This is a genomic window from Leclercia sp. CFBP8987 (genome assembly GCF_034044995.2).
Taxonomy (GTDB): Bacteria; Pseudomonadota; Gammaproteobacteria; order Enterobacterales; family Enterobacteriaceae; genus Enterobacter; species Enterobacter tamurae.
In genome coordinates this window covers 1,476,641-1,499,343 of record NZ_CM188255.1, presented here as the reverse complement: position 1 = coordinate 1,499,343, position 22,703 = coordinate 1,476,641, and the positions used below count along the sequence as shown (strand labels likewise).

At 54.3% G+C, this 22,703-nt stretch carries 24 protein-coding genes; 6 read left to right on the top strand and 18 right to left on the bottom strand.

All coding sequences use genetic code 11. The features are described from left to right. Window position 1 precedes the first annotated feature (1 nt). Window positions 2-1,120, bottom strand: a complete 1,119-nt coding sequence (locus tag SOM40_RS07090; RefSeq protein WP_225759209.1) for a PQQ-dependent sugar dehydrogenase — start codon at window positions 1,118-1,120, stop codon at window positions 2-4. Between the two features lie 104 nt (window positions 1,121-1,224). Then, window positions 1,225-1,608, bottom strand: coding sequence for a biofilm formation regulator BssR (gene bssR / locus SOM40_RS07085; protein WP_225759210.1), 384 nt, complete (start codon window positions 1,606-1,608; stop codon window positions 1,225-1,227). Between the two features lie 242 nt (window positions 1,609-1,850). Between bssR and SOM40_RS07080 the strand changes: the two genes are divergently transcribed. Further along, window positions 1,851-2,762 carry a LysR family transcriptional regulator gene (locus tag SOM40_RS07080; RefSeq protein WP_312078648.1) on the top strand — a complete coding sequence of 304 codons (912 nt, stop codon included), beginning with the start codon at window positions 1,851-1,853 and terminating at the stop codon, window positions 2,760-2,762. 25 nt (window positions 2,763-2,787) lie between these two features. Here the strand turns inward: SOM40_RS07080 and SOM40_RS07075 are convergent, their stop codons facing one another. Further along, entirely contained in the window at window positions 2,788-2,958 is a 171-nt protein-coding gene (locus SOM40_RS07075; RefSeq protein WP_242685358.1) for a glycine cleavage system protein T, read from the bottom strand. Between the two features lie 192 nt (window positions 2,959-3,150). Here SOM40_RS07075 and rimO point away from each other — a divergent pair, with 192 nt between their 5' ends. Continuing rightward, window positions 3,151-4,476, top strand: a complete 1,326-nt coding sequence (gene rimO / locus SOM40_RS07070) for a 30S ribosomal protein S12 methylthiotransferase RimO (RefSeq protein ID WP_166181951.1) — start codon at window positions 3,151-3,153, stop codon at window positions 4,474-4,476. Window positions 4,477-4,553: 77 nt separating this feature from the next. Here rimO and SOM40_RS07065 read toward each other — a convergent pair whose 3' ends face one another. From SOM40_RS07065 to SOM40_RS06995, 15 genes are all read right to left on the bottom strand, one after another. Continuing rightward, complete coding sequence (locus SOM40_RS07065) at window positions 4,554-5,564, bottom strand: SIS domain-containing protein (protein WP_320530690.1); 1,011 nt, start codon at window positions 5,562-5,564, stop codon at window positions 4,554-4,556. Window positions 5,565-5,576: 12 nt separating this feature from the next. After that, window positions 5,577-6,638 (bottom strand): SIS domain-containing protein, encoded by a 1,062-nt coding sequence (locus SOM40_RS07060; protein WP_320530691.1) that lies wholly within the window; start codon window positions 6,636-6,638, stop codon window positions 5,577-5,579. A gap of 12 nt (window positions 6,639-6,650) precedes the next feature. Then, window positions 6,651-7,496 carry a PTS system mannose/fructose/sorbose family transporter subunit IID gene (locus SOM40_RS07055; RefSeq protein ID WP_106992491.1) on the bottom strand — a complete coding sequence of 282 codons (846 nt, stop codon included), beginning with the start codon at window positions 7,494-7,496 and terminating at the stop codon, window positions 6,651-6,653. Beyond that, window positions 7,477-8,253, bottom strand: coding sequence for a PTS mannose/fructose/sorbose/N-acetylgalactosamine transporter subunit IIC (locus SOM40_RS07050; RefSeq protein WP_262673086.1), 777 nt, complete (start codon window positions 8,251-8,253; stop codon window positions 7,477-7,479). Before SOM40_RS07050 ends, SOM40_RS07055 begins: the two co-directional genes overlap by 20 nt. 16 nt (window positions 8,254-8,269) lie before the next feature. Then, window positions 8,270-8,740 carry a PTS sugar transporter subunit IIB gene (locus SOM40_RS07045; RefSeq protein ID WP_312188863.1) on the bottom strand — a complete coding sequence of 157 codons (471 nt, stop codon included), beginning with the start codon at window positions 8,738-8,740 and terminating at the stop codon, window positions 8,270-8,272. A 15-nt stretch (window positions 8,741-8,755) separates the two neighbouring features. After that, the gene (locus SOM40_RS07040; protein WP_312998509.1) at window positions 8,756-9,178 is read right to left on the bottom strand and encodes a PTS sugar transporter subunit IIA; all 423 of its coding nucleotides are present in this window, start codon (window positions 9,176-9,178) and stop codon (window positions 8,756-8,758) included. Between the two features lie 94 nt (window positions 9,179-9,272). After that, a complete protein-coding gene (locus SOM40_RS07035; protein ID WP_320530692.1) occupies window positions 9,273-12,035 on the bottom strand; it encodes a sigma-54-dependent transcriptional regulator in 2,763 nt (920 codons plus the stop codon). A 100-nt stretch (window positions 12,036-12,135) separates the two neighbouring features. Then, the gene (locus SOM40_RS07030) at window positions 12,136-12,750 is read right to left on the bottom strand and encodes a helix-turn-helix transcriptional regulator (RefSeq protein ID WP_320530693.1); all 615 of its coding nucleotides are present in this window, start codon (window positions 12,748-12,750) and stop codon (window positions 12,136-12,138) included. A gap of 2 nt (window positions 12,751-12,752) precedes the next feature. Continuing rightward, window positions 12,753-13,427 (bottom strand): EAL domain-containing protein, encoded by a 675-nt coding sequence (locus SOM40_RS07025; protein WP_320530694.1) that lies wholly within the window; start codon window positions 13,425-13,427, stop codon window positions 12,753-12,755. A gap of 47 nt (window positions 13,428-13,474) precedes the next feature. After that, window positions 13,475-13,984, bottom strand: coding sequence for a fimbrial protein (locus SOM40_RS07020; protein ID WP_320530695.1), 510 nt, complete (start codon window positions 13,982-13,984; stop codon window positions 13,475-13,477). A gap of 43 nt (window positions 13,985-14,027) precedes the next feature. Next, window positions 14,028-14,549 (bottom strand): fimbrial protein, encoded by a 522-nt coding sequence (locus SOM40_RS07015; RefSeq protein WP_414672290.1) that lies wholly within the window; start codon window positions 14,547-14,549, stop codon window positions 14,028-14,030. Between the two features lie 20 nt (window positions 14,550-14,569). After that, a complete protein-coding gene (locus SOM40_RS07010; RefSeq protein WP_320530696.1) occupies window positions 14,570-15,583 on the bottom strand; it encodes a fimbrial protein in 1,014 nt (337 codons plus the stop codon). Window positions 15,584-15,663: 80 nt separating this feature from the next. After that, entirely contained in the window at window positions 15,664-18,198 is a 2,535-nt protein-coding gene (locus tag SOM40_RS07005; RefSeq protein WP_320530697.1) for a fimbria/pilus outer membrane usher protein, read from the bottom strand. Window positions 18,199-18,249: 51 nt separating this feature from the next. Beyond that, window positions 18,250-18,927: a fimbrial biogenesis chaperone gene (locus SOM40_RS07000; protein WP_320530698.1), complete on the bottom strand. Its 678-nt coding sequence runs from the start codon at window positions 18,925-18,927 to the stop codon at window positions 18,250-18,252. Between the two features lie 61 nt (window positions 18,928-18,988). Then, a complete protein-coding gene (locus SOM40_RS06995) occupies window positions 18,989-19,519 on the bottom strand; it encodes a fimbrial protein (RefSeq protein WP_320530699.1) in 531 nt (176 codons plus the stop codon). A 407-nt stretch (window positions 19,520-19,926) separates the two neighbouring features. On the opposite strand from SOM40_RS06995, the gene SOM40_RS06990 reads away from it, so the two are divergent. The 4 genes from SOM40_RS06990 to SOM40_RS06975 all read left to right on the top strand — a co-directional run bounded on the left by SOM40_RS06990 (window position 19,927) and on the right by SOM40_RS06975 (window position 22,649). Further along, window positions 19,927-20,589 carry a winged helix-turn-helix transcriptional regulator gene (locus SOM40_RS06990; RefSeq protein WP_320530700.1) on the top strand — a complete coding sequence of 221 codons (663 nt, stop codon included), beginning with the start codon at window positions 19,927-19,929 and terminating at the stop codon, window positions 20,587-20,589. 207 nt (window positions 20,590-20,796) lie between these two features. Beyond that, on the top strand, window positions 20,797-21,315 hold the full coding sequence (locus SOM40_RS06985; protein WP_501050558.1) for a helix-turn-helix domain-containing protein: 519 nt from the start codon (window positions 20,797-20,799) through the stop codon (window positions 21,313-21,315). A gap of 188 nt (window positions 21,316-21,503) precedes the next feature. Then, window positions 21,504-22,019, top strand: a complete 516-nt coding sequence (locus SOM40_RS06980; RefSeq protein ID WP_414672291.1) for an NlpC/P60 family protein — start codon at window positions 21,504-21,506, stop codon at window positions 22,017-22,019. A 168-nt stretch (window positions 22,020-22,187) separates the two neighbouring features. Further along, entirely contained in the window at window positions 22,188-22,649 is a 462-nt protein-coding gene (locus SOM40_RS06975) for a hypothetical protein (RefSeq protein ID WP_320530703.1), read from the top strand. Window positions 22,650-22,703: the final 54 nt, after the last annotated feature.

Below are 22,703 nucleotides of genomic sequence, written 5' to 3'. Positions count from 1 at the left end.
TCTACTCCCTGGACGGGCTGACTTTCAACAGTTGCCCGTCTGTTTCATCGGTCAGCACGTATAAATAGCCATCCGGCCCGACCCGCACATCGCGAACCCGCTGATTGCGGTCGCCGAGGATCCTTCCCTCCTCCGTAACGCTGTCGCCGCTGACGTTCATCACAATCACGTCCTTATCCTTCAGCGCGCCGATAAAAAGTTTATTCTTCCACTGCGGGAAGACGTCGCTGTTATAGAAAGCCATCCCGCTCAACGCCGGGGACTGCTTCCAGACAAACAGCGGCGGCTCGGTGCCCACGGCGGTTTCACCTTTCGCTTCCGGGATCGGCAACCCGCTGTAGTTGATGCCGTGGGTTGCCAGCGGCCAGCCGTAGTTTTTGCCTCTTTCCGGGATATTGATCTCGTCGCCACCGCGTGGCCCGTGCTCATTGAGCCACAGGGTGTTGCTCCACGGGTTCATCGCCATTCCCTGCGGGTTGCGGATCCCGTAAGACCAAATCTCCGGCCGCGCCTGTTTGTTGTTCACAAAGGGGTTATCGTCCGGTACCGCGCCCTGATCGGTGAGACGCACCACTTTGCCCTGTAATTTATCCAGATCCTGGGCGGTCGGGCGCTGGTTATTCTCGCCTAACCCGATAAAAAGATAGCCTTTGCCGTCGAACACCAGCCGGCCGCCAAAGTGATTGCCGGTAGAGAGTTTCGGCTGCTGGCGGAAGGCCACCTTAAAGTCCTCCAGCCGGGTGTTATCCTCGCTCAGACGGCCATACCCCACCGCGGTGCCCGCTTTCCCGTCATCGCCCGCTTCGGCATAGCTCAGCCAGACCCGGCGGGAGGTGGCAAAATCGGGTGCCAGCGCCACGTCGAGCAATCCCCCCTGGCCGCTGTCCCAGACCTTAGGCACTCCGACAATGGGATCGGAGAGCCCTTTGCCCGCCTGCCAGCGTTTAAGCTGTCCGCCTTTGAGCGTGATCAGCATGCCCTGATCCTGAGGCAGGAACGCCAGCGCCCAGGGGTGATCGAGTTTATTTTGCAGTACCGACACCTGCACGTCGGCGGGCGCAGCAAACAGCGAGGCGGATATCAGCAACAATGGCAGGGAAATAAGCGAGGATCGACGCATAACGCACTCCTTTTCGACGTATGGCATAAGACTAGCCACTCAGCGCAGGGGCGTTAATACTTTTACAAAAGCTTAAGCAGATGGGGGAGTCGCCTCCCCCGGGATCAGCTCTGAATCAGCGGTGAATGTGATTTCAGATACTGGATGCAGAGAGTGAGATCGTTCAGACAGTTTTCCAGCTTCTCTGCGTTGACGGCGATGAACGTCGGGCAATCGTGGTTGCCGGTCATCATACAGACGCCTGCGGTGGTGAGCGAACCGGCGGCGCGATAGAGCATCGCCTGCTCCTCGGCATTGCAGTACGCTCTCAGCTCCGGCGCTTTTTCACGCATGTAAGTACAGAGTTCAAAGAAGTTGTCACGCAGATGGTCGCTTTCGCTGACTGACATATACCCTTTCGCTTTCCTTAACTGCAGATAGGCGGCGAGATCGATTCGGGCATTAATCATCTTGTTAAGAAGATCGCGTTTCAGTCTGTCAACGGACATGCTTTTTCCCCCCTTGTCAGCTTTAGTGCACTCTCAGATTATGTCTATTTTTTGTGCAATTTAATGCGTCAGGTCAATAATTCGCAACGGAATAGCAAAATTTACAATGTTAAAACTGCGGGCAAAAAGAGCCGCCCGGAGGCTGTTGATTTTGCTGAGCATAAAATCATGCTTCTCCCTCACCGCGCGTGGCGGGAGGCCTGCTATTTTTGAGAGGGTTAAGGCGTGGAGACAGAGGGCGTATGCCAACGATGCCGGTGTCAGATAAGATCATTTCGTTAAACCGGATCGACCTGAATCTGCTGACCATTTTTTGCTTAATTTACAGCGTAGGCAGTATCTCGAAAGTGGCCGATATGCTGGACATTTCCGCCTCTGCCGTCAGCCAGTCGCTGCGCAAGCTGCGCGAGCAGATGGGGGATAACCTGTTTGTCCGCAGCGGCAACACGCTGTTACCCACCGTGTATGCGGATGAACTGTATGACAACATCCTGCCGATCATCGATAAGCTCGCCACTCTGCTGCCCCTCTCTTCCCGCATCAAAAAACGAAGACTCACCCTCTACACTGAGTCCTTTGTCTCGCCGTTAGTGGTACCGGAACTGACGCAGAAGATTGTCGGGATGAACGCGGATGTCAGCCTGCTGCACCGCACCGCCGAGCTTAACGAAGCGAAAATCACCGAACTGTTGAACATGCGCCAGGCGGATGTGGTGTTCTCCACCTTTTCTGTTGAGAGCAGTAATATTTCTTGCCAGAAGATGAGTGATATGACGCTGGTGCTGATCGCTGCAAAGGATAATCCTCTTTATGAAAATACGGTCACGGAGGAGATGTTCAGGGATGCCAATCTGGTGGGGTACAACACTAAAAACGAAAAGATCATTTATCATCGCAGCATCGTGGATAAAAAATTCCGCTCCAGCGAGCGCTGTCTACTGACCACCTCTTTCGCCTCCATCTTACTGATTGTCTCCACCACCGACTGCCTGGGCATTATCCCGGAAAAAGTCTTTGCGACTTATTCCGGGATGTATCAGCTAAAAAAACTGGAGACGCCATTTACGTTGCCACAATTCAGTATCTATTCGTCCTGCCGGAAAGAGACCAATAAAATGCTCTTTTCACTGTTGGCTGATTTTTTACGCCAGTAAACCAGCATGATGTCCGGGACGATCACTATTTTTTTGCTTTGTGTTTACCGAACTCAACATCATCGGCAATATTCAGGTCAGTGATTAATCTGGACTGTGAAAGCCCGGTGGCAACAGATATGTGCGCCAGCTCGACGCCATAGATGTGAAGGGTTTTGGCCATTTCTAATTTTGATTGCAGATAGATATCTCTCATAACGTACCTCATTTAGTTATCGACGAGGTGAAAGATAGATTATCTGTTTAGCGTATCCAATAAGGGTCCCTTAAGGCCGGGATAAGTAAATCTTAGCCGTTATCGTCGTCGCGCAGGGATCTGTATAAATCCCCGCAAGAACGCTGTACAATCCCTGCCCTGATAACTCCCTAACTGACTACTTTTTAATCTATGAGCAATGTTACGCACCAGCCGAAAATCGGCTTCGTCTCGCTGGGCTGTCCAAAAAACCTGGTGGATTCCGAACGTATCCTGACCGAACTTCGCACTGAAGGCTATGACGTCGTGCCGAGCTACGACAATGCCGACATGGTGATCGTTAACACCTGCGGCTTTATTGATAGCGCCGTGCAGGAGTCTCTGGAAGCCATCGGTGAAGCACTCACTGAAAACGGCAAGGTGATTGTCACCGGTTGTCTGGGCGCCAAAGTCGATCAAATCCGCGAAGTCCATCCTAAGGTGCTGGAAATCACCGGTCCTCACAGCTACGAGCAGGTGCTGGAACATGTGCATCACTATGTGCCAAAACCAAAGCATAACCCGTTCCTGAGCCTGGTCCCGGAACAGGGCGTGAAGTTGACCCCGCGTCACTATGCGTACTTAAAAATTTCCGAAGGCTGCAACCATCGCTGCACCTTCTGCATTATCCCGTCCATGCGTGGCGATCTGGTGAGCCGTCCGATTGGTGAAGTGCTGGCCGAAGCCAAACGTCTGGCGGATGCCGGCGTGAAAGAGCTGCTGGTGATCTCCCAGGACACCTCCGCTTACGGTGTGGACGTGAAACACCGCTCCGGCTTCCACAACGGCGAGCCGGTGAAAACCAGCATGGTCGGCCTGTGCGAGCAGCTCGCTAAGCTAGGCATCTGGACCCGTCTGCATTACGTTTACCCGTACCCGCACGTGGACGACGTGATCCCGCTGATGGCGGAAGGCAAGATCCTGCCATATCTGGATATCCCCCTGCAGCACGCCAGCCCGCGTATTCTGAAGCTGATGAAGCGTCCTGGCTCCGTTGACCGCCAGCTGGCGCGCATTAAGCAGTGGCGCGAAATCTGCCCGGATCTGACCCTGCGCTCCACCTTTATCGTCGGCTTCCCGGGTGAAACCGAAGAAGATTTCCAGATGCTGCTCGACTTCCTGGTTGAAGCGCGTCTGGACCGCGTGGGCTGCTTCAAGTACAGCCCGGTAGAAGGCGCGACCGCCAACGAGCTGGCCGATCAGGTGCCGGAAGAGGTCAAAGAAGAGCGCTGGAACCGCTTCATGCAGCTGCAACAGCAGATCTCTGCTGAACGTCTGCAGGAGAAAGTGGGCCGCGAAATTCTGGTGATCATCGACGAAGTGGACGAAGAAGGCGCGATTGGCCGCAGCATGGCCGATGCCCCGGAAATCGACGGCGCGGTCTACCTGAACGGCGAAACCAAGGTGAAACCGGGTGATATCGTGCGCGTTAAAGTTGAAAACGCTGACGAATATGACCTGTGGGGTAGCCGGGTTTAATTTTCGTTAACGCCTGATGGCGCTGCGCTTATCAGGCCTACGAAAAAGGGGACTTTACGTCCCCTTTTTTATTACTATTAATACTCGAACTGCCGGTAATAACGGCGAATATCCAGACTGTGGCCGGTGTAGTGCTCGAAATGGGCAGCCAGACGGTCCACCAGCAAGGTTGAGATCACGCACGGCGCCAGCAACCAGCGGAACTCATCATCGATCCCCGCCAGCGCGTACTCACGCGGATCAAGCACCACCAGGTTATCGGTGATTTTCGCCGCAAAACGCTCCACGCGATCGTCCAGCGCCCGGCATTTCCCCTCGCCCTTCACCAGGAACAGCGGGACCTCTTTCTCCAGCAGCTCCAGCGTGCCGTGGAAGAACTCCGCCGACGAGACCGATTTGGTGCGCTTCCACTGCATCTCCTCCAGAATACACATCGAGAAGAGATAGACTTCGCCCCACATCTCCGCCCCGCCAATCCACATCATATAATCGGCGTTATGGTATTTTTGCGCGATGGCGTCAGCCTGCGGATCAAATTGCTTTTTGGCGTTCAGGAGATTCTCAGGTAACAGCTCCAGCTGGCTGGCAAAGCGGTCATAGTTTTCAAATTCCCCGTTACCCTGCACCAGGCGGAAAAATACCCAGTACAGCAGCATGTACTCATATTCCACGCCGTTTTTGTGGCGCATCGGAATATGCCAGGTGGCGGCATTGGCCAGCGGCGAGTCGCTGTTTTTGGTGATTGCCACCACGCGGATCCCCTGAGCCTTACACCATTCGGCAATCGCCACCGACTCTTTGGTATCACCCGATTTCGAAAGGGTAATCACCACCGAATCCTTATTTAAGCGTTTATGCCCGGCATGAATTAATTCCGCCGCCTGCTCAAGGTAAACCGGCATCTCAGTTATTTCCCGGGCGAAGGCGTTCATCGCCATCATCGGGGCTAACGAGCCCCCTACCGAGGCGAAAAATAAGGTGCTGAAACCCTGCTGAGTAATCTCATCAGCAACCTGTTCCGCCTGTTTGCGCGCAGCAACAATCTCACGAGCACTGGTCAGGTACTCGTCCTGATTAAAACCTAACATGGTCATTCTCCTTTAGATTTTACTTTTTAAAACCCGATCGAAATCGTCAAAGATACGCACCGAGAGATCGATGCCTTTGGCGCAGGCGGTACGCCAGGCCAGAATTTGCAGAGGAACAATCAACAGCAGCGGCGAGAGCAGATGCGGCAGGCGGCAGTTCAGCGCCAGGGTATCCGGCCCCTCTTCGCCCGTCAGGGTGACCAGAAACGCCCGCTTCACCGCCGGGGCCATATAGTCCCTGAGCGCCCGCAGGCGCGGGTTTGGCGCGTCCTCTATGAAGAACATCACATGCTCAGGGTTGGCCTCCAGATAGGGGCCATGCATGTAGGCCTCCAGCTCAAACCCGCCGGACGGCACCCGCACCGTTTCGGTGAACTTGGTCTCAAACTCTTTCGCCACCCCGGTCAGGGCACCCTCGCCGATGGCGACAAAGCGCGTCCCGGCCTGCAGTTCCTGAACGTGCCGCTCGAAAAAGGCCTCGGTGCGGGCGAGGGTGTCGGGGATCGCTCCCGCCAGCTGGTGCAGCGCTTCCAGATAGTCCTGCGTCTCCTGCTCAGCGATCTGCTGCTGCGCCCGGGCGATAGTCAGCGCGACCAGCAGCAGATTCAGCACCGTGGCGCTAAAGCCGCGGGTGACGAAGCCCACCTTCTCGATCCCGGTATGGATATCCAGCACATGGTCGCAGCGGCGGCCTATCGGGCTATCCGGATCCGAGGTCAGGGCAAACACCCGCAGCCCGGCGGCCTGCACTTTCTCCATCGCCGTCAGGGTCGAGGCGCTTTTCCCGCTCTGGGAAACTACCAGCACCATGTCGGTATGCGGGTCGATGGCCTCATAGTGGACAAAGTTGTATGGCTCTTTGATCTCCACCAGCAGGCCAAACCGGTGTTCAAAGAAGTAGCGCGCGCACATCGCCGCATTCAGCGACGAGCCGGTCGCCAGCACCAGCAGGCGGCGCACCGGATGCTGGCGGGCAAAGTCCTCCACGGACGCCAGATGGCGCGGGTATGCGTTGAGGATTGCCGCCAGCGCCGCGGGCTGCTCTTCGATATAGGTCATCATTGTCGGTTGCATCGTCTTCTCCGCTTAAAACAGGCCAATCCACGAACCCAGAATCCCCACCAGCGCCATGCCCCCGATAATGGTGAGCGGTTTAACCTTGCGCCCCAGCAGCCAGTAGACAATCCCGAAGCTGATGAGCGGCAGCAGGCCAGGCATGATGTTGTTGATAATGTCCTGAACCTCGGTTTTCGCCTCCCCCGCGCCGAAGGAGACGGGGATGGTGATGTTGATCATCGAGGCGGCCATCGCCCCCACCACCATCAGCCCGATAATCGACGCCCCGTAGGTGAGGCTCTCCATCATTCCGCTCTTCTGAACCCGGTGGAGCACCCCGGTGCCCAGCACATAGCCCCAGCGGGTAAAGAGCCAGCGCACCAGAATGTGCGGCACGTTAAACACCAGCAGGAACAGGATCGGCCCGAGAATGTTGCCCTGCAGGGCGAGGCTGGTGCCGATCCCGGTGGCGATCAGGCGCAGCGTTCCCCAGAAGAAGGAGTCCCCCAGCCCGGCCAGCGGCCCCATCAGCGACGCTTTCACGTTGTCGATCGCTGTGCCGTCCATCTCCTGCTGCTGGCTGTTTTTCTCCTCCATCGCGGTGGTGATGCCCAGCAGCAGGGTGACGATATGCGGCGTGGTGTTGAAGAAGACCAGGTGGCGCTTTAACGCCGCCGCCAGCTCTGACTTTTGCGGGTAGAGCTTTTTCAGCACCGGGATCAGGGCATAGACAAACGCGAGGTTCATCTGCCGCTCGTAGTTCCAGGAAAACTCCATCTGGAACGACCGCCAGAACACCCGGCGCAGATCGCGTGCGTTGATGGCATTCTCATCCTGCACCTGAGGCAGGGTCTCTTCAGAAATCTTCGTCGTCATCACTGACTCCTTGATCGGTCGTTGGACGAGGGGCGTTACGTGCAGTCGTGTTAACCATCACCACCGCCACAATGGCACCGAGAATGGCGATACCGGTGACGGGTATTTTCAGGTACGCCATCAGGGCAAAGCCGAGGAAGAAAAAGGGTGCCACTTTTTTGTTAATCAACAGTCGGGCGAGCATCGCAAAGCCCAGCGCCGGAATGATCCCCGTCGCCACGCTGAGCCCGTGCTTAATAAACTCCGGGATGGCATCCAGCAAGGATTTCACCGCGCTGCTGCCCACCAGGAACGACACGGTGACCACCGCCGCCAGCATCAGCGACAGACCAAACCCGGCGATAAGGTGCATTCGCTCAATGCCGCGGGTGTCCGCCTGGTCGGCATAGCCGTCGGCCTTCTGGCTGAGCATCGGGATAAACATGCCGAGATAGACGTTCTTCAGCACCAGGGTCAGGGTGGCAATCGGCAGCCCGAGCAGCAGCGCCGTCTCCGTTCCCGCCCCGGAGGTGATGGCAAACGCCACCCCCAGCACCCCGCCGGTGACCACATCCGGCGGAATCGATGCCCCCACCGAAAACGAGCCGATAAACGCCAGCTCCAGCGTCGCCCCCATAATCACGCCCGTCTGTACATCGCCTAACACCAGCCCGGTTAATAATCCGGTGACAATCGGCCGGGAAAGCAGCGAGGTGCCCAGGGCATATTCCGACTGGGCGATAAACGCCACCAGCCCGAGTAAAAGTGCCTCTACCATAGTGAGTCCTCAGGAATTACAGCGATTCCGCTAATAACTGTTTGCGATCGTTAGGCACCTGGCGTATTTCGATCTCCACGCCGTTGCCCACCAGCTGCGTGAGCTTTTCTATTTCGTCCGGCAGCAAATTAATGGCCTTCGAAATATTCCGCGCCCCCTCCTTCGCTTTAATACCGCCGAGATTGATACTCTTAATGCCGTCAACAGCCGAGGCTAACCGCCAGGCATCCTCCACCGACTCCACCACGATAAACAGGTTATATTTATCGGTGACGCCGCTGTTGATGGCCTCGATTGAGTCATTGATATTTTTAATCACCAGCTTGACCGACGGCGGTTTGGCCAGCTTGATGGTGGTTTTTCGCAGTTCATCGCTGGGCACGCTGTCGTTGGCAATTAAAATGCAGTCCGCCCCGACATATTGCGTCCAGGAGAAGGCCACCTGGCCGTGTAATAAGCGGTGGTCAACACGCAGTAACGTAATCATTATTATTCCTCTTGATCAGAAGTCTTTATCCGCCTGTACCGCACTGGCAATGGTGTGGTTGCAATACTGAATACTTTCCCGGGCGCTTAATAACGCGTCATGGATTAATTTTTCGGTATCCTGTTCATCGGCGGAAATAAGCAGGCCGATCACCAGCGGCAAATTAAGCCCGGCGATCAGATGAAAATTCGGCTGATGCAGATAGCGGATAAATTCGTTATTGACGCTGCCGGCAAAGATATCGGTGATCGCAATTACCTCATCCTGGGCGGGTAGCCCGGCAAGCAGCTCCGCCACCTGCCGGGTGACGTCCTGGTGCTCGTCGACATAGGCGCAGAGGGTGTAGATGTCCTGCTGCTTGCCGAGGATCAGCTCGACCGAGTCGAGTACCCCGCGCGCTAAGGTGCCGTGACTGGCAAATATGTAATGTCGTTTCATCCTGTCCTCGAATACTCATTCCACTTACCAGAAAGAGATTGCAACCCACGTGCCAGGAAAAAGTGGCCCGTGGGGAACAGGAGAGAGCGAGGAATTAAAACTCTTGATCTGCCTGAATAAATTCCGTTTCGAGGGTCAGAATATTGTGGATGTAACAGAGCTCAACAACCGGGATTTTGACACTATAACTGCTCTCAATGACACTAAAGGCCTGGCGCAGCAGGGCCAGCTCGCTTTCAGGACACTGTCGCCCGGCATAGGTGGTGGGCGAGGCGTTGCGGATCAGCCGCTCAATCAGACAGCTGATGTGCACATAGAGCGCCACCTTGCGTTCATTCGGTACCTGGCAGCCCGCCAGATGCTCGTAGCGGAAGACAAACTGCTCCACCTGGTTGATCACTTTGGTGGTATCGAGAATGGTGACCGACTCAATCACCCGCCGCAGGGAGAAGTTCTTCAGCAGCAGATTGTTGATCTCCGCCACCTGCTCTGCCGTGGCGATATCGCCAAAGATGCGCATCAGCGGCTGTGTCCCCTCCCCGGCAATCAGCGAATCCAGCGAGATCCACGGCACAGCGGGCACCTGCGGGTCAAAGGTGCCGACAATCGCCAGCATGTCGTAGCGGTTAAAGGCCACCGTCCGCTCCTGGGCGTCGCTGAGCATCTCGTAGTCACAGGCGATAACCTCTATCCCCAGCGCCTCAGGAATACTGGCCTTCAGCAGATTGCAAAGGTTGGCCGCCGCGCCGATCCCGGTGATGCAGGTGGTGAGAATGACCCGGGGTTTGCTGGCCTGGGGCCAGAAGAGCTGGTGCTCCACCGGCAGATCGTCGGCGATGTCGTGGGCAATCTCCTCGATATGATGCCCCTGCAGGATCCGCTCCCCGACATACAGCGCCATGCTGGTGGAGACATTGTTCACAATCGCCACCGGGGTGGAGACCCGGCGCTGGAAGTGGCTGTGAATGGCATTCAGCGAGCCCATATCCACCAGGATCATCAGCCCCGACGCCAGGGCGTTGCTTTCGATGTAGTGCATCACCTGCTGGGCAATCGCCTCCGGGGTGACGTCCAGCGGCATGTCGAAGGATTCAAACACCGTCTGTTTCAGCAGGCGGTTCGCCACGTTGGCAATGCTGCTGGCGGTGGCGTAGCCGTGGGCGAGGATCACCGCCCGCGTCACCTGGGACTGACTCACCGCCCCCGCTTTATGCAGCCACAGCACCAGCAGCAGAGCGTCGATGCGCTGGGCCTCAATGTCGAGCTTTTGCGTCAGGGCAGCGATCATCGCCTGGCAAAAGCGGTACAGCAGAGGATACTTTTGCGCCAGGAAGTCATCCAGCAGCCGGACCCGCTCCTGGCTCAGGGCCGAGAGCGCGCTTTGGGCGCGATGCACCAGATAGTGGCTCAGGGCGTAGATGCCATTGCCGTTAAACTGGACGTTGAACTGCTGCTCCAGCCGGTAAAACTCCTCCCGCACCTGCTGGGTGGTGAGCTGTAACACCGGCGAAGCGGTGGACTCCCGGTGGTGAAACACCAGCCTGTCGAACAGGGTTTCGATCTCCTCCCCCATCCGCCGATGCACATCCTCCCAGCCCGAGCGGCCGCTGAGCACCTCTTCATACAGGGCCAGCACCTGACACTGGGTATCGTGGATCATCCCCTGGGTGCGATCGTGGGCGCGAAGCAGCCACAGGAGATTGGTCTCCGGCTCGATGGTCAGCGGCTCTTCCGCCACGGGGGCGTCGCTCATCAGTGGGATCGCAGCCAGCACCTTCTCCGGCAGATCCTGAATAGTGACGCCAATCGCCGTCTGCCCCCTTTGTCTGGCCCAGGCGGCGGCGACCGCATACCTGACCACGTTTTTCAGCTCGCCGACGTTGCCGCGATAGAGCGCATGATGCAGCACCTCGCGCAGGCGGGGGGTCAGATTCAGGCGCGCGTCCAGCTTTTGTGCCTCGCGCCAGAAGAACTGGAGGATCAGCGCCTCTTTTTCCTGACGGGAGCGCGCCTGCAGGTCGGGCAGCGTCACCAGGATCGGAATGCGGCGCAGGAAGGTGGTTAAAAAGGTGCTGTGCAGCTCCTCGGTGGTGGCGAAGACCAGCCGTGTGCGGATGGGGCGACCCTGAGCGGTTTCCCCTACCCGGTAGATCTCCTTCCGGTCGAGCCAGGTAAAGAGTTTCTCCTGGCCCTCGGCGTTCAGACGATGCACCTCATCGAGAAACAGCATCCCGCCGTCGGCGGCCTCGAAAGCACCCTGCTTGTCGGTCTGCGCCCCGGTAAAGGCCCCTTTCACATAGCCGAACAGGTTCGCCGCCAGCAGCTCCGGGTTGCTGGCGTACTGGGCGCAGTTAAAGCTGACAAAGGGGGCATCGTCCGCCAGCAGCCCCTGGGAGATAGCGAAGGCGTGCATCAGGTTCGCCATATAGCTTTTCCCGGTGCCGCTGTCGCCGGTGATCAGCAGCGGCAGGCCGCCATCGGGATAGAAGAGCGCCGTTTTCAGCTGGGCGATGGCCTTTTTCAGGCTGCCGTCATGCCCGATGAGAAGAGAAAAGTGATCCGGCGGTTCCTGCCCGCTGTCGCCATCGTTCAGCAGCTGGGCGATGCTGTCGTATTCGTTCCCGGCCAGGCCGAAAAACTGCTGGCTGAAGGCTTTCTTATGCAGGAAATAGACCGGACGGGTATTGATTTTGACCAGCTCCCCCTGAGCCACCAGCTGGTTCAGATAGTGGCTGGCGGTGTTGCGTTTGAGGTCGAACCGCTGTGCGAGGTAGCGGGCGGTAAAGACCTCGCTCAGGTTTTCCGGGTCGAAAAAATCGGTCTGGTTGGCGAGGAAGGTCAGGATTTCGTTGCGCATGGTGTATCCCACGTCTGAGTGTGTCGTGGGGGTATGATGCCCGCAAACGCACGGGCGGAGCGAACGTGACGGCGGGCAATGTGCGCTTTTGTGGGGGAGTTCACAGGAATAAGCGGGTGATGCTTTTATCACGCAAGATGCCCAGAAAGTGCAATAAATCATGATCGTTTTTTAAACTGTATTTGCGCATGACAACATATTTTTGCGCAGCAACCGTTTTATAGGTAACTCGCAACATTATCGCGATTTCCTGAATCGAGAGCCCGCGATATAACCCGGCCATAATTTCCTTTTGCTGGGGACTTATCGTTACATATCTACACCCCGAGCACGTTTTATACCGCGAAAAACCCTCGCTCATTAGCCAGCTACGCCAGGTGGCAGTGATCTTCTGGCTGATTTCTTTAAGAGTTTCTCGTCGCAGGATGTAGATAATATCTGCAAAGCAGGACGGTGATTTATGATAATTATCCGCTTCATCAACCAGGCCAATAACAATGCCTTTTCGCCGCGCGCGCAGATCGGGAAAACAGATGTAACGTTCGCCCTGGCGCAGAGAAAGCACAATCACATCAGCATCAGCAATATTCTCTGGGGTAAAGTCCGTGACATATTCGCATTTACGCCCGAGTTTTATCCAGAACAATTCCTTGAGAAAGCATATCATTCCCTTACGAAACATGGCATCGGGTTCGTTGATTAAAATTTTTAGCATCTTCAACCTGGAGTGTAACGGATAAAGAATTGTTGTTCAGGCCACATAAATCCCTGCAGAAAATGGCATCCTCCACTTTCGGCGATTTCAAAATGCTGGCTATTTTCCACCCCTTCCACCAGCACGGCATTCACACGGTGGGCACAGTGTGCAATAAACTGGCTTAAGGAAGACGGATCCTTAAGGACGCTTTTATCAATCTTAACCCCGTCAAAGCGGCCCAGTTCAGCGTCTAAATCGTTAAGTTGTTCAGGTAAAATATCATCCAGCCACAACTCGGCGCCCATGGATTTTATCATCCGGGCATAGGCATAAAAGGCCTGGCGCTCAGAGTATGTCAGCGAAATAAATCCCTGAGGATCCTGAACTTCAAGAACAATACCCTCCCGTAGCCACGGGAGGAGGTGTTCTACAGCCTGTGAGGAGCAGAGCAATCTGGCAGGAACGTTTAAATAATAACGTTCTCTGTTTTTCATTTTATAAATGATCTGCAACTGCCAGCACAGGATATTCAGACAGGACTGTTCGGATTGCGAAGCAAAATACTGCTCATGATTAATCCCCGGCTGCAATAAACTTAATATCTCCCATGCTTTAATCACTTTTTCAGCCACGGAATATATAGGTTGAAAACGAATTCCGCGCACCGCATTTTCAAAGGGTAAACGATAAGGCATAGTGCACCTTTAAATAAATATCAGAGGTTTATTGGCCGGGGAGTTATTTACTGCCAGGTAAAATCGACGTTCATTACTGACTGGAACGTACCAGCTGTCGCACTGCCCTGCGGAGTAAACATCCTGGCCGACAGCGGGAAGGACGCCGAGCGGTTACTGGTATTGACGCTCTGCTGCAGGGAACTCCCAGGCGTATAGGCCGTTGCGTGGTCACGGCTGGCGATACGCAGCGCCATGTTGCTGCTGGTGCCGCTGTTTTTCCAGGCCGTGGCATCCTGCGAGTCCACCGCACCGCTGAGCATGGCCGTCACGTTAGTCGTACCCGCCGGGCAGCTGGTCAGTAGCAGATCGAAGTCCTGCCACTCGCCGCCCTCACCCGCGTCTCGCAGATCGATTCGCTGCAACGTGCCTAATTCCACGGTTTTGTTCACCGTGTCGGTGTCGACCGTGCACGGGCTGGCGACGACGTTTCCGGAAACTGAAATTGACGAGTCTGCCTGCACAGCAGCAGAGAATAACGTTAAACAAAAAGCTATTTTCAGGCCGGGCTTAAACATAGATATCACCTTTTCGCCCCGGCAAGCCGGGGCGTTTTACACATTATTGATAGGTAAAGGTTGCCGTCACAACGGATTTGATAGTGCCCGGTGTGGCCCCGCCTGCGCTGGAGTAGGCTTTGGCTTTCATCGACATGGTGGCGGTGCGATCTGCCTGCACAGTCTGGGTAATGGTTGTGCCGTTACCCTTCATATAGTTATTACTGGCCTGGATTAACGCCACCGCGACGTTCCCGGCTGTTCCGGTATTTTTATAGTAATCCGTACCGGCAACAGTATCGCTGGTGCCAGAGAAGGTCGCTACCACGCTGGAGGTACCGGTCGGGCAGCTGGTCAATTTAATATCGAACGCTTTTTCAGTTGAAGATGACGCGGCCGTAGCCAGCGTAGTCGCCTGAATATCGCCGAGATCGACATCAATATTGCCACCGCCGCCGTTCACCACACATGGGGAAGCCACCACGTTGCCGGTGATATTCATTGTTACGGTATCGCCAGCATAAGCGCCCTGTGCTGCCATCATCAGGCCGAGCGAAGCCGCTGCGATAAGTGTTAATTTCGCCATTTGTTTAATTCCTTTGTTTATTACTGGTACGTTAAATCAAGGGTCGCGGCTGTATTAGCTTTCCCCGGTAAAACACTGGTTTTGGTCTGATAATAGCGGGCGGTAATCGGGAAGGTTTCCTGCCCGCCTGCCGATTGTTTCAACACAATACGATTATTTAATACTAATGGTGTGCCGTTATATAACAGCTGCACACCGACACCTTTAGCCACATCCGCATTGCCTTGGCCGGTTAAGGCTAATACGCTGGTGGTGCTCACATCCGGGTTTTGAATCCCATTCAAAGAAATATTAATGTTTGAGCCCGCTCCACAATTGAGTGCTAGATTTTGAGTGTTTTGGGCGTTGTCAACTACAGTACCTATCTGACTTCCAAAACTCGCAACCTGAACATCTCCTATCGGAAATACCATATTTGAATTATTAATTGAGCATGCAAGCACAGAAAGATTCAAATTACCTGCCCCTGTCCATATATTATTTAGCTCCCAAGTTCCAGACTGGTTATTTAGAGAATATGATGCCGTCACTGCTGGAATTGAATTTATAACCCCAGAATTTATATCATTTGAGAGTTTAACGAATTGCAGTGACGCGCCCAAACTAAATGATTGAGAAGTATTCTTAGGTAAATGACAGGTATATTGCCTCGAAGAATTATTAATATGGTCATCATATTGAATCGCACAGAAAGTCAAACTACCGGTGTTTAATGCGAAATTATATCTAACACCGACGCCCTGTATATTAGTCGAGTATACATCTGTATATCCTGAAACAGGTGAACCATTTACTTTCATAGTGAAATAAACGTCCCTGTCAGCAGATGCATCTCCAGTACAACTCATATTCCAAACAGCTCCTCCCTGCGCTCCGATTTTGGCACCAACATATCCTACAGCTGTATCTCTTTGCCATGACTGCGTTGCAGAAAACGTATAGTTCCCAGCAGCACTCGCACATGACGCTGCATATGCTTGACTATTTAAAGCAGTCAACAACATTAGCATCAAAAATAATGCAACTCCTGCCATAAAATTGATTAGCACCTTTCTCAATTCAAATTTAATAATTCCCGCGTATGATTCTCTTATAAGCATGTTCATAAATATTTTTAATCACAATTTAAGCTAATGACATGAACACCATTGCTTGTGTTCTGTTCAGTTAATGAATATTTCACCTGACACTGTTGCGAAGCATCATTCCCCCACTTCACCAACAACGTCCCGCTCGGACTTAACCCGGTTAAATAAACCTGCCCCTTATCGCCAACAATAAAGCTGTTATTTTCCTGCCCTTTAATTGTTGCAATCGCGCCAAACGGCACCGGCTGTCCGCTGCTGTGGTTAAGCGTCATCAACACCCGCATCCCCACGTTCGCCACGTAATCCGCTCTTACCACCGCGCCACGGGTTGGAATCACCGTCCTGTTGGTCAGTTCCAGTTCCACGTCATCCGGCAGCGTGTCGGTCATCAGCGCCACGTCGTTCTTGCGGTACGGCGTCAGGTTGCTCACCGCGGTATAGCCGCGCCAGTCGGTTTTGGCCCCGCTCTGGTTCTGGATGCTCACCCCTTTCGCCCCCGGCGCTTTCACCAGCACGTTGGTTTCACCCAGCGGCTGCGAGAAGGTCACGCCGTCGGCATGGGCAATGATCCCGCCCTGCAGACCGTAGTTCAGACGATCGCTGTCTTTGTCGTAGCCATAGCCTGCGGTCACTTCACCGTAGGTGCCTTTGTAATCGGCGTTGGCGTTACCGGTGTACCCCACGTCATCCGTGCCGTAACCCTGCTGAACGTTCCAGCTCAGGGCGTTGTTCTCCAGCGCTGAACCGTTCAGCCCTACGCTGTGCGTGGTGCCGTTGTTCTTGCTGGCGTTCATGCTGTAGTTGGCCCAGGTGCGCGGGAGGAATTTCTCCAGCGGCACGCTGACGTTCAGAGCAATCTGCTGATCCTTGTCGTAGCTGGTGGTGTGGCCATAGCTGTCGGTACTGCCGTTTTTGCTGTAGGTATAGGTGATCCCGTAGTTCACGCTGTTCCACGAGTTGTTATACCCGGCGCTGTACGACTCCATGGTCTTACCGGAATTCCAGTAGTCCTCACGTACCGCGCTCAGCATCATCGAGCCGAAGTTCTGGCCAATGTTCTGGCTCATGGTCAGCTCGGCGCGGTTGCGACGGCGGTCCTGCAGAGCGCCACTGTCGCCGTAGGAGTCCAGCACTTCCTGCATGCCGTAGTAGCCGCTGGTGGAATAGCGGTAACCGGCGATGGCGAAGTTAGTCCCCGTCTCAACAAAGTTCTTGCTGTAGCGGATTCGCCACGACTGACCCTGGCTCTTCGGCATATCTTTCGGGGTGCCCCACGACTGCGTCACGTCGGTGGAGAACGCACCGAAGTCGCCCATGTTTTTACCGACACCCGCCGCCAGGGACTGATACTTACTCGACTCCTGGAAACCGCCGTACATCGTCAGGCCATATGGCAGACCATAGATCCCGGTCAGCTGGCTGAACGGGGTTTTATCCACGTCGCTGTTGTACGAGCGGTACTGACCGCCGGTCACCGCGTATTTAAAGCGCCCTTCACGCTGCAACACCGGCAGGGAGGCAAAGGCTACGGTAAAGTGCTGCTCGCTGCCGTCGCTCTCTTTTACAGTGACGTCGAGGTCTCCCGCGCCGCCGGTCGGGTACATATCGGTAATTTCAAACGCACCCGGTGCCACATAGCTCTGGTAGATCTGATACCCGTTCTGGCGAATGACTACCTGGGCGTTGGTGCGCGCAATCCCGCGAACCACTGGCGCATAACCTTTCAGCGAGTCCGGCATCATGTCGTCATCGGAGGCCAGCTGCGCTCCACGGAACGGAATGCTGTCGAACACGTCCGCCGGAGAGGAACTGTCACCGGTGGTGAGCTGCGCCTTCAGCGGGATGATCGCCCGCTGGCCGTAGGTATAGACCGTATCCCACTTGTCATTACCGCTGCTGTCGCGGGTCCAGGTGGTGTAGTTACGGATCCGCCACGGGCCGACGTTAATCCCCGGACGCAGGTTGGCGTACTGGCTGTTGGTATCGCTGCCGTTGCCGTTACGCGCCCAGTTGTTCGATCCGCTCAGGCTGTAGTTGAGCATCGCGGCGGTGATCCCTTCGTCCCACATCTCGGGCGGCACGTAGCCGCGCGCCTGCGGCGACAATGCCGCCTGCGGAATACTGATCACCAGGCGCTGCACGCCAAACAGGAACTCCGCAGAGGCCTGCGGGATCGCGTTTAACTTTGCGCACTCGCCGCCGGAGGCCAGCTCCGGGAACAGTTCGGTCTTCACGCCCCAGCTTTTCAGCTGTGCCACGCTCAGGCACGGCTGCAGCGACGCCTCGCCATCCGCACCTTGTACCGCGTCAAATTTGATCTCGCGGGTATCGACAATCTGCTCGCCAATGATGACGTCCACACGATAGGTGCCAGGCAGCTGCGAACCGGATTCAAAAGCCGACAGATCCGCACCCTTCATCCCTGGGTTATCCAGCTCAATCAGCTCCGGGTTAAAATAGTCGCGGGCATGCGCGGCCTGTGAGGTCGCGCCCAGTGCAAATGCGATTAAAAACGCAAGGCGTGCAGGTTTGAATCGTCGTTCCTGCTTATTTTTACTCATCACAACTTTACTCCATCCGTACGAAACAGGTGTCCTTTACCCCAGCGCGCATTACATCGTGGCGTTATGTACGTTTCCGGTGCCGCCGTAGTCGTTAATAATTTTGAAGGTCACCGCCCCGCTGCTGACGCCTTTCGGCAAATCAAAACGCGCGCTTGAACCTGGCAATACGTAGGTGACGTCTTCCAGCTTTTTACCTGCCACATTTATTTCGTTGAAGTTCATTACTACGTTAGTGGGATTGGTCACCTGAATCTGATTACCGCTGCGCTGCCAGGTTAATTTATCCGCCAGCTCTTCCGGAATAACGCCCTTCAATGCTGCCGGGCGGTAAATCAGCTTAATACGGGTTTTCACCGCAATTTGCAGGGTATTGTCTTTGCGTGGCGCGGCCGGAATGGCTTTAATATTCAGCCAGTACAGCGACTCTTTATCCTGGGCAACCGAACCGGCTAATACGATACGCTCGACGTTCTGCTGATCTTTATCCAGTCGATATAATGGTGGCGTAATAATAAAAGGTGCTTTCTCAGCACCCCCATTTTGCGTCTCGACCCACGACTGAATTAAATAGGGCGTCGTGTCGGGGTTATTGACGCTAATAGAGGATTCTTTTTTATTGCCATCATAAATAACACGCGTCCCACCAATGACCACACCGGCATTGGCCGCTGAAACGCCAGCAGAAAGTATTGCGCAGGCAATTAAAGTTTTACTCAGAAAGTGCATTTTATACCTCGATAAAAAAGGGGCCGACAGGCTGGCCCCAATGGTTTTTCCGGCAGGAAAATTAGTTGTAGACTACGGAGAAGTTAGCTACAGAGTTTGCCGGACCAGCAGTTACTGCATCAGCAGTAGATTTGTACTGAGCGTAGAAATCCAGGGTGTTGTCAGCAGCTTCAGTCAGGGTGTAGCTGTAACCGTTAGAACCGTGCAGCGGCAGTTGTGCCTTGTCAGCGGTCATCAGGTTGATAGCAACACCAGTAGCAGCACCAGCAACAGAACTATCAACAGCCAGCAGAGAAGAATCAGCAGCATCAGGCGTACCATCGAAACGGACAGAAGCTGAAGTTACGGTTGCCGGGCAGTCTTTCAGAACGATGTCGAATTTAGTGGCAGCAGATACATCACCTGCAGCAGCGAATTCAGACTTGTTGTATTTGCCCAGTTCAACGGTCTGGTTCTGAGAACCGACGTCAACGGTGCACGCTGCGTCCAGAATTTCACCGTTGAAGTTCACGGTGCCAGCAGCAGCGAATGCGTTAGACATAGACAGTGCAGCGGTAGCAACGATAGCAGCAGCGATAATATTCTTTTTCATGAATTGTTTTCCTTAATGATCCTATTAATTTCTGAAATTCAGGCGACAACATCCAGATGGTCGGATGACCATATATTTTTTTGCGCCATTCATTTCATTTCTGATTTGCAACAGGCGGAGCGCAACGATATTTATTGGGTCACGTTGTTTTCACGCCCTGATTTGCTGAAACGAAATTTATAGAAATTGTGTGCCGGGCACAATTCCTTTTTAGGCCAACCGTAGACTTTAAAATTAACATCCATTTAACAAGGCGAAATGTTATAAAATAGCCCTACCAATAGTTATTACACAGTTGTTAATAAACCAGTCCATAATGGAACTAATACAATATGTATTTATGAAATTATCAGATCGATAATCCTCCGCGCATCTTTCCCAATAAAAGATCGTCTGGAGTTAAGATAATGAATACCAAAATCACAACCGGAGATAACCCGGGGATATCATCTGCGCAGGCGGTAAAACCCGTCGCTGACATCGACAAAATAATCGAACAAATTGCGCCTTTTGCCAAAAGCTTTCACGCCAGTAAGGGTGAAATTTTACGTTATTATTCTGGCAATAAACGCACCTGTTATTTACTACATGAAGGAAGCGTTACGCTAAATCGCCGGGGTGACGGGATGGTGTTAAATTCCGAGCAGGCCCGCTTTATTCTGGGGGTGAGCAATCAATTTTCGCAGTCCGAAAATCTCTATCTGCGAGTCAATGAAAATGCGCAGATGAGCCGCTTGCCGCTGGAACGTTTTAACCTGCTGATAGAGAGCTTTGCCATGTGGGAGAGCCTGTGCAAGCTGCTGGTCTATACCGCGTCGCGCGTCTATGAACACTGCACTCTGATTTCGCAAATGTCCTCCTATGAGATCATTCGCTTTCAGCTGCAGGAGCTGATGAACGAATCTGAGCGGATCCGCACCAGCATTACCGCGGCCAACTATATCAAAAGCCGGACTTACCTCTCCCGCAGCGGCATTATGCGCATCCTCGCGGAGCTCCGTGAAGCCGGATATATTGAGCTGAACCGCGGTATTCTGGTCGCCATCAACCATCTGCCGTTAAGGTATTGAATTCATAGCCTGTATCTCAGGTGAGCAGGATCGAAAATCGCACTATACTTGCCATCAAAATACCATGCGCTTTTGACGGGCAGAGTTATGACGACAGGAACATCGCATTCATCGATTTTACGCACCTCAGATTAAGCTCAACAGCTGGTGGATTACCTGAAGCGCGATGCCGGGGTAAAACATATTCTTCCCCGGCGTCGTTTGAGTATGCAGATCGGCGAGGAACGCTTCTGTTATTTAATCCTTAAGGGACGCGTAACGGTTCACCGTCGCAGTGACGATCTGGCGATGGCAACCGTAACGGCCCCATCGCTGGTTGGCATCGGTAATTTGCAGCAGATGCTGATGGATGGCTATATCAAAACGCTGGTCCCCTGCGATATTGCAATCCTTAAAATGGCTACGGTTTACGACATTATCAGCGCGAACCAACTCTGGGAGCCGCTGGCAAAACATATGATGGTGATCGCCGGGAAGTTATTTGAGTCCAGCGAACAGCTTTCTGCCCCCTCTGCCTATGACATCGTCCGTGCCCAGCTTAATGAGCTGATCAATGAAGCCCCGATGGTCAGGAATAACATTACTGCCGAGCGTTATATCCGTGAGAAAACGCATCTGTCCCGCAGCGGCGTGATGCGTATTCTGGCGGGGTTAAAGGCGGGGGGATACATTGAAATGCAGCGCGGGGTACTTATCAATATCGTTAAGCTGCCGGAGAAATATTGAAGACCCGCGGGCTCCGTAGGCCGGGCAAACGCAGTGCCGCCCTGCGTTGTTCAGCAGTCCACTTTTAGACTCATTATGAATTGGTCAAAAAACAGACTAACGATAGTATTCCCCCATCGAGAGGCGACTCACTGGATCACCGTCTCCGTCATGGTAAGGAAGAACTCACCTGTTGCCTGTAAATGACTATGCCCTTTTTGCTTTTAATTTCCCTGCTTACGTTTAGCTTTACCTCGTTTTCTGCGTTCAGTTTTGAATTGCCCGCATCCATGTTAACCGTCAATCGCGACAGCGGCTTTTCGCCTGCATCCGCGCATCAGCAGACCGGGCCGCTGCTCACCCGCATCCTGGTGCAATATCAACAATGGAAAGGAACCCACTATCGGTGGGGCGGCGCCACGCACAATGGCGTGGACTGTTCCGCCCTGATGCAGCACCTGTTTCGGGATGCGGCGCACCTGTCGTTACCGCGTACCACCGGGGAGCAGATCCACAGAGGGGTGAAGGTGGAAGAACTGAGCCTGAAAGCCGGGGATCTGGTGTTTTTCCAGACTGGCGCGCACCGTCGCCATGTCGGCGTGTATATCGGCGATCACCAGTTTATTCATGCTTCCACCAGCCAGGGGGTCACGGTTTCTGACCTGAGTGATGACTACTGGCAATCGCATTTCATCACCGCCCGTCGGGTGACGGGAGATACCTGAATCGGCAGCATCACGATTTTTTGCGAGGCGCCTTCCGGGAATGATTTTCCCGGCTTGTCGCTGCGATCTCTACGCAGTATCTTCCTGATGCGCCTGCAAAATCAGGCGCCGGGATTGGCCTCCCGATAAAAATTACAGGATCCACTAACTTTATCGGAGGCTGCCACTATGGCTACTATCACTACCCGTGCTCAGGCATTATTTACCGTACCTTTCTCCCACAATACCGACTTCACCGAGCTGGCGAACCATTGCGAACGTTTTGCCCATACCTTGCTGGAAACCGACGACCCGGCGGAGAAACTGGCACTCTGCGCCCGGCTTTCTGCCTGTCTCGCGCTATTGCAGCCCACGCTCAACGAGCCCATTCCGCCGCACCTGGTGGAGCGTTTCACCCTGACCGACCTGCCGTCCCGTCTGCCCACCTTCGAACCGGAAAGTGAGCTGCTCGGGCTGTATTGTCAGACGCTCACGCAGCTGCTGATCAGCAACGCACTGCCGCGGGATATGGCAAAGGTGATGGAAGGACTGCTGTATGAGCTGGTGAACTTCTACGCCGACACGCTGAACGCGCCACGCTGGCTGCAAACGCCGGATGGGCGCGTGGCGATTGATGCGTTGAACAACTGAGGAAATACGTAGGCCGGGCAAACGCAGTGCCGGGTGGCGACTGTGAACTGCGCC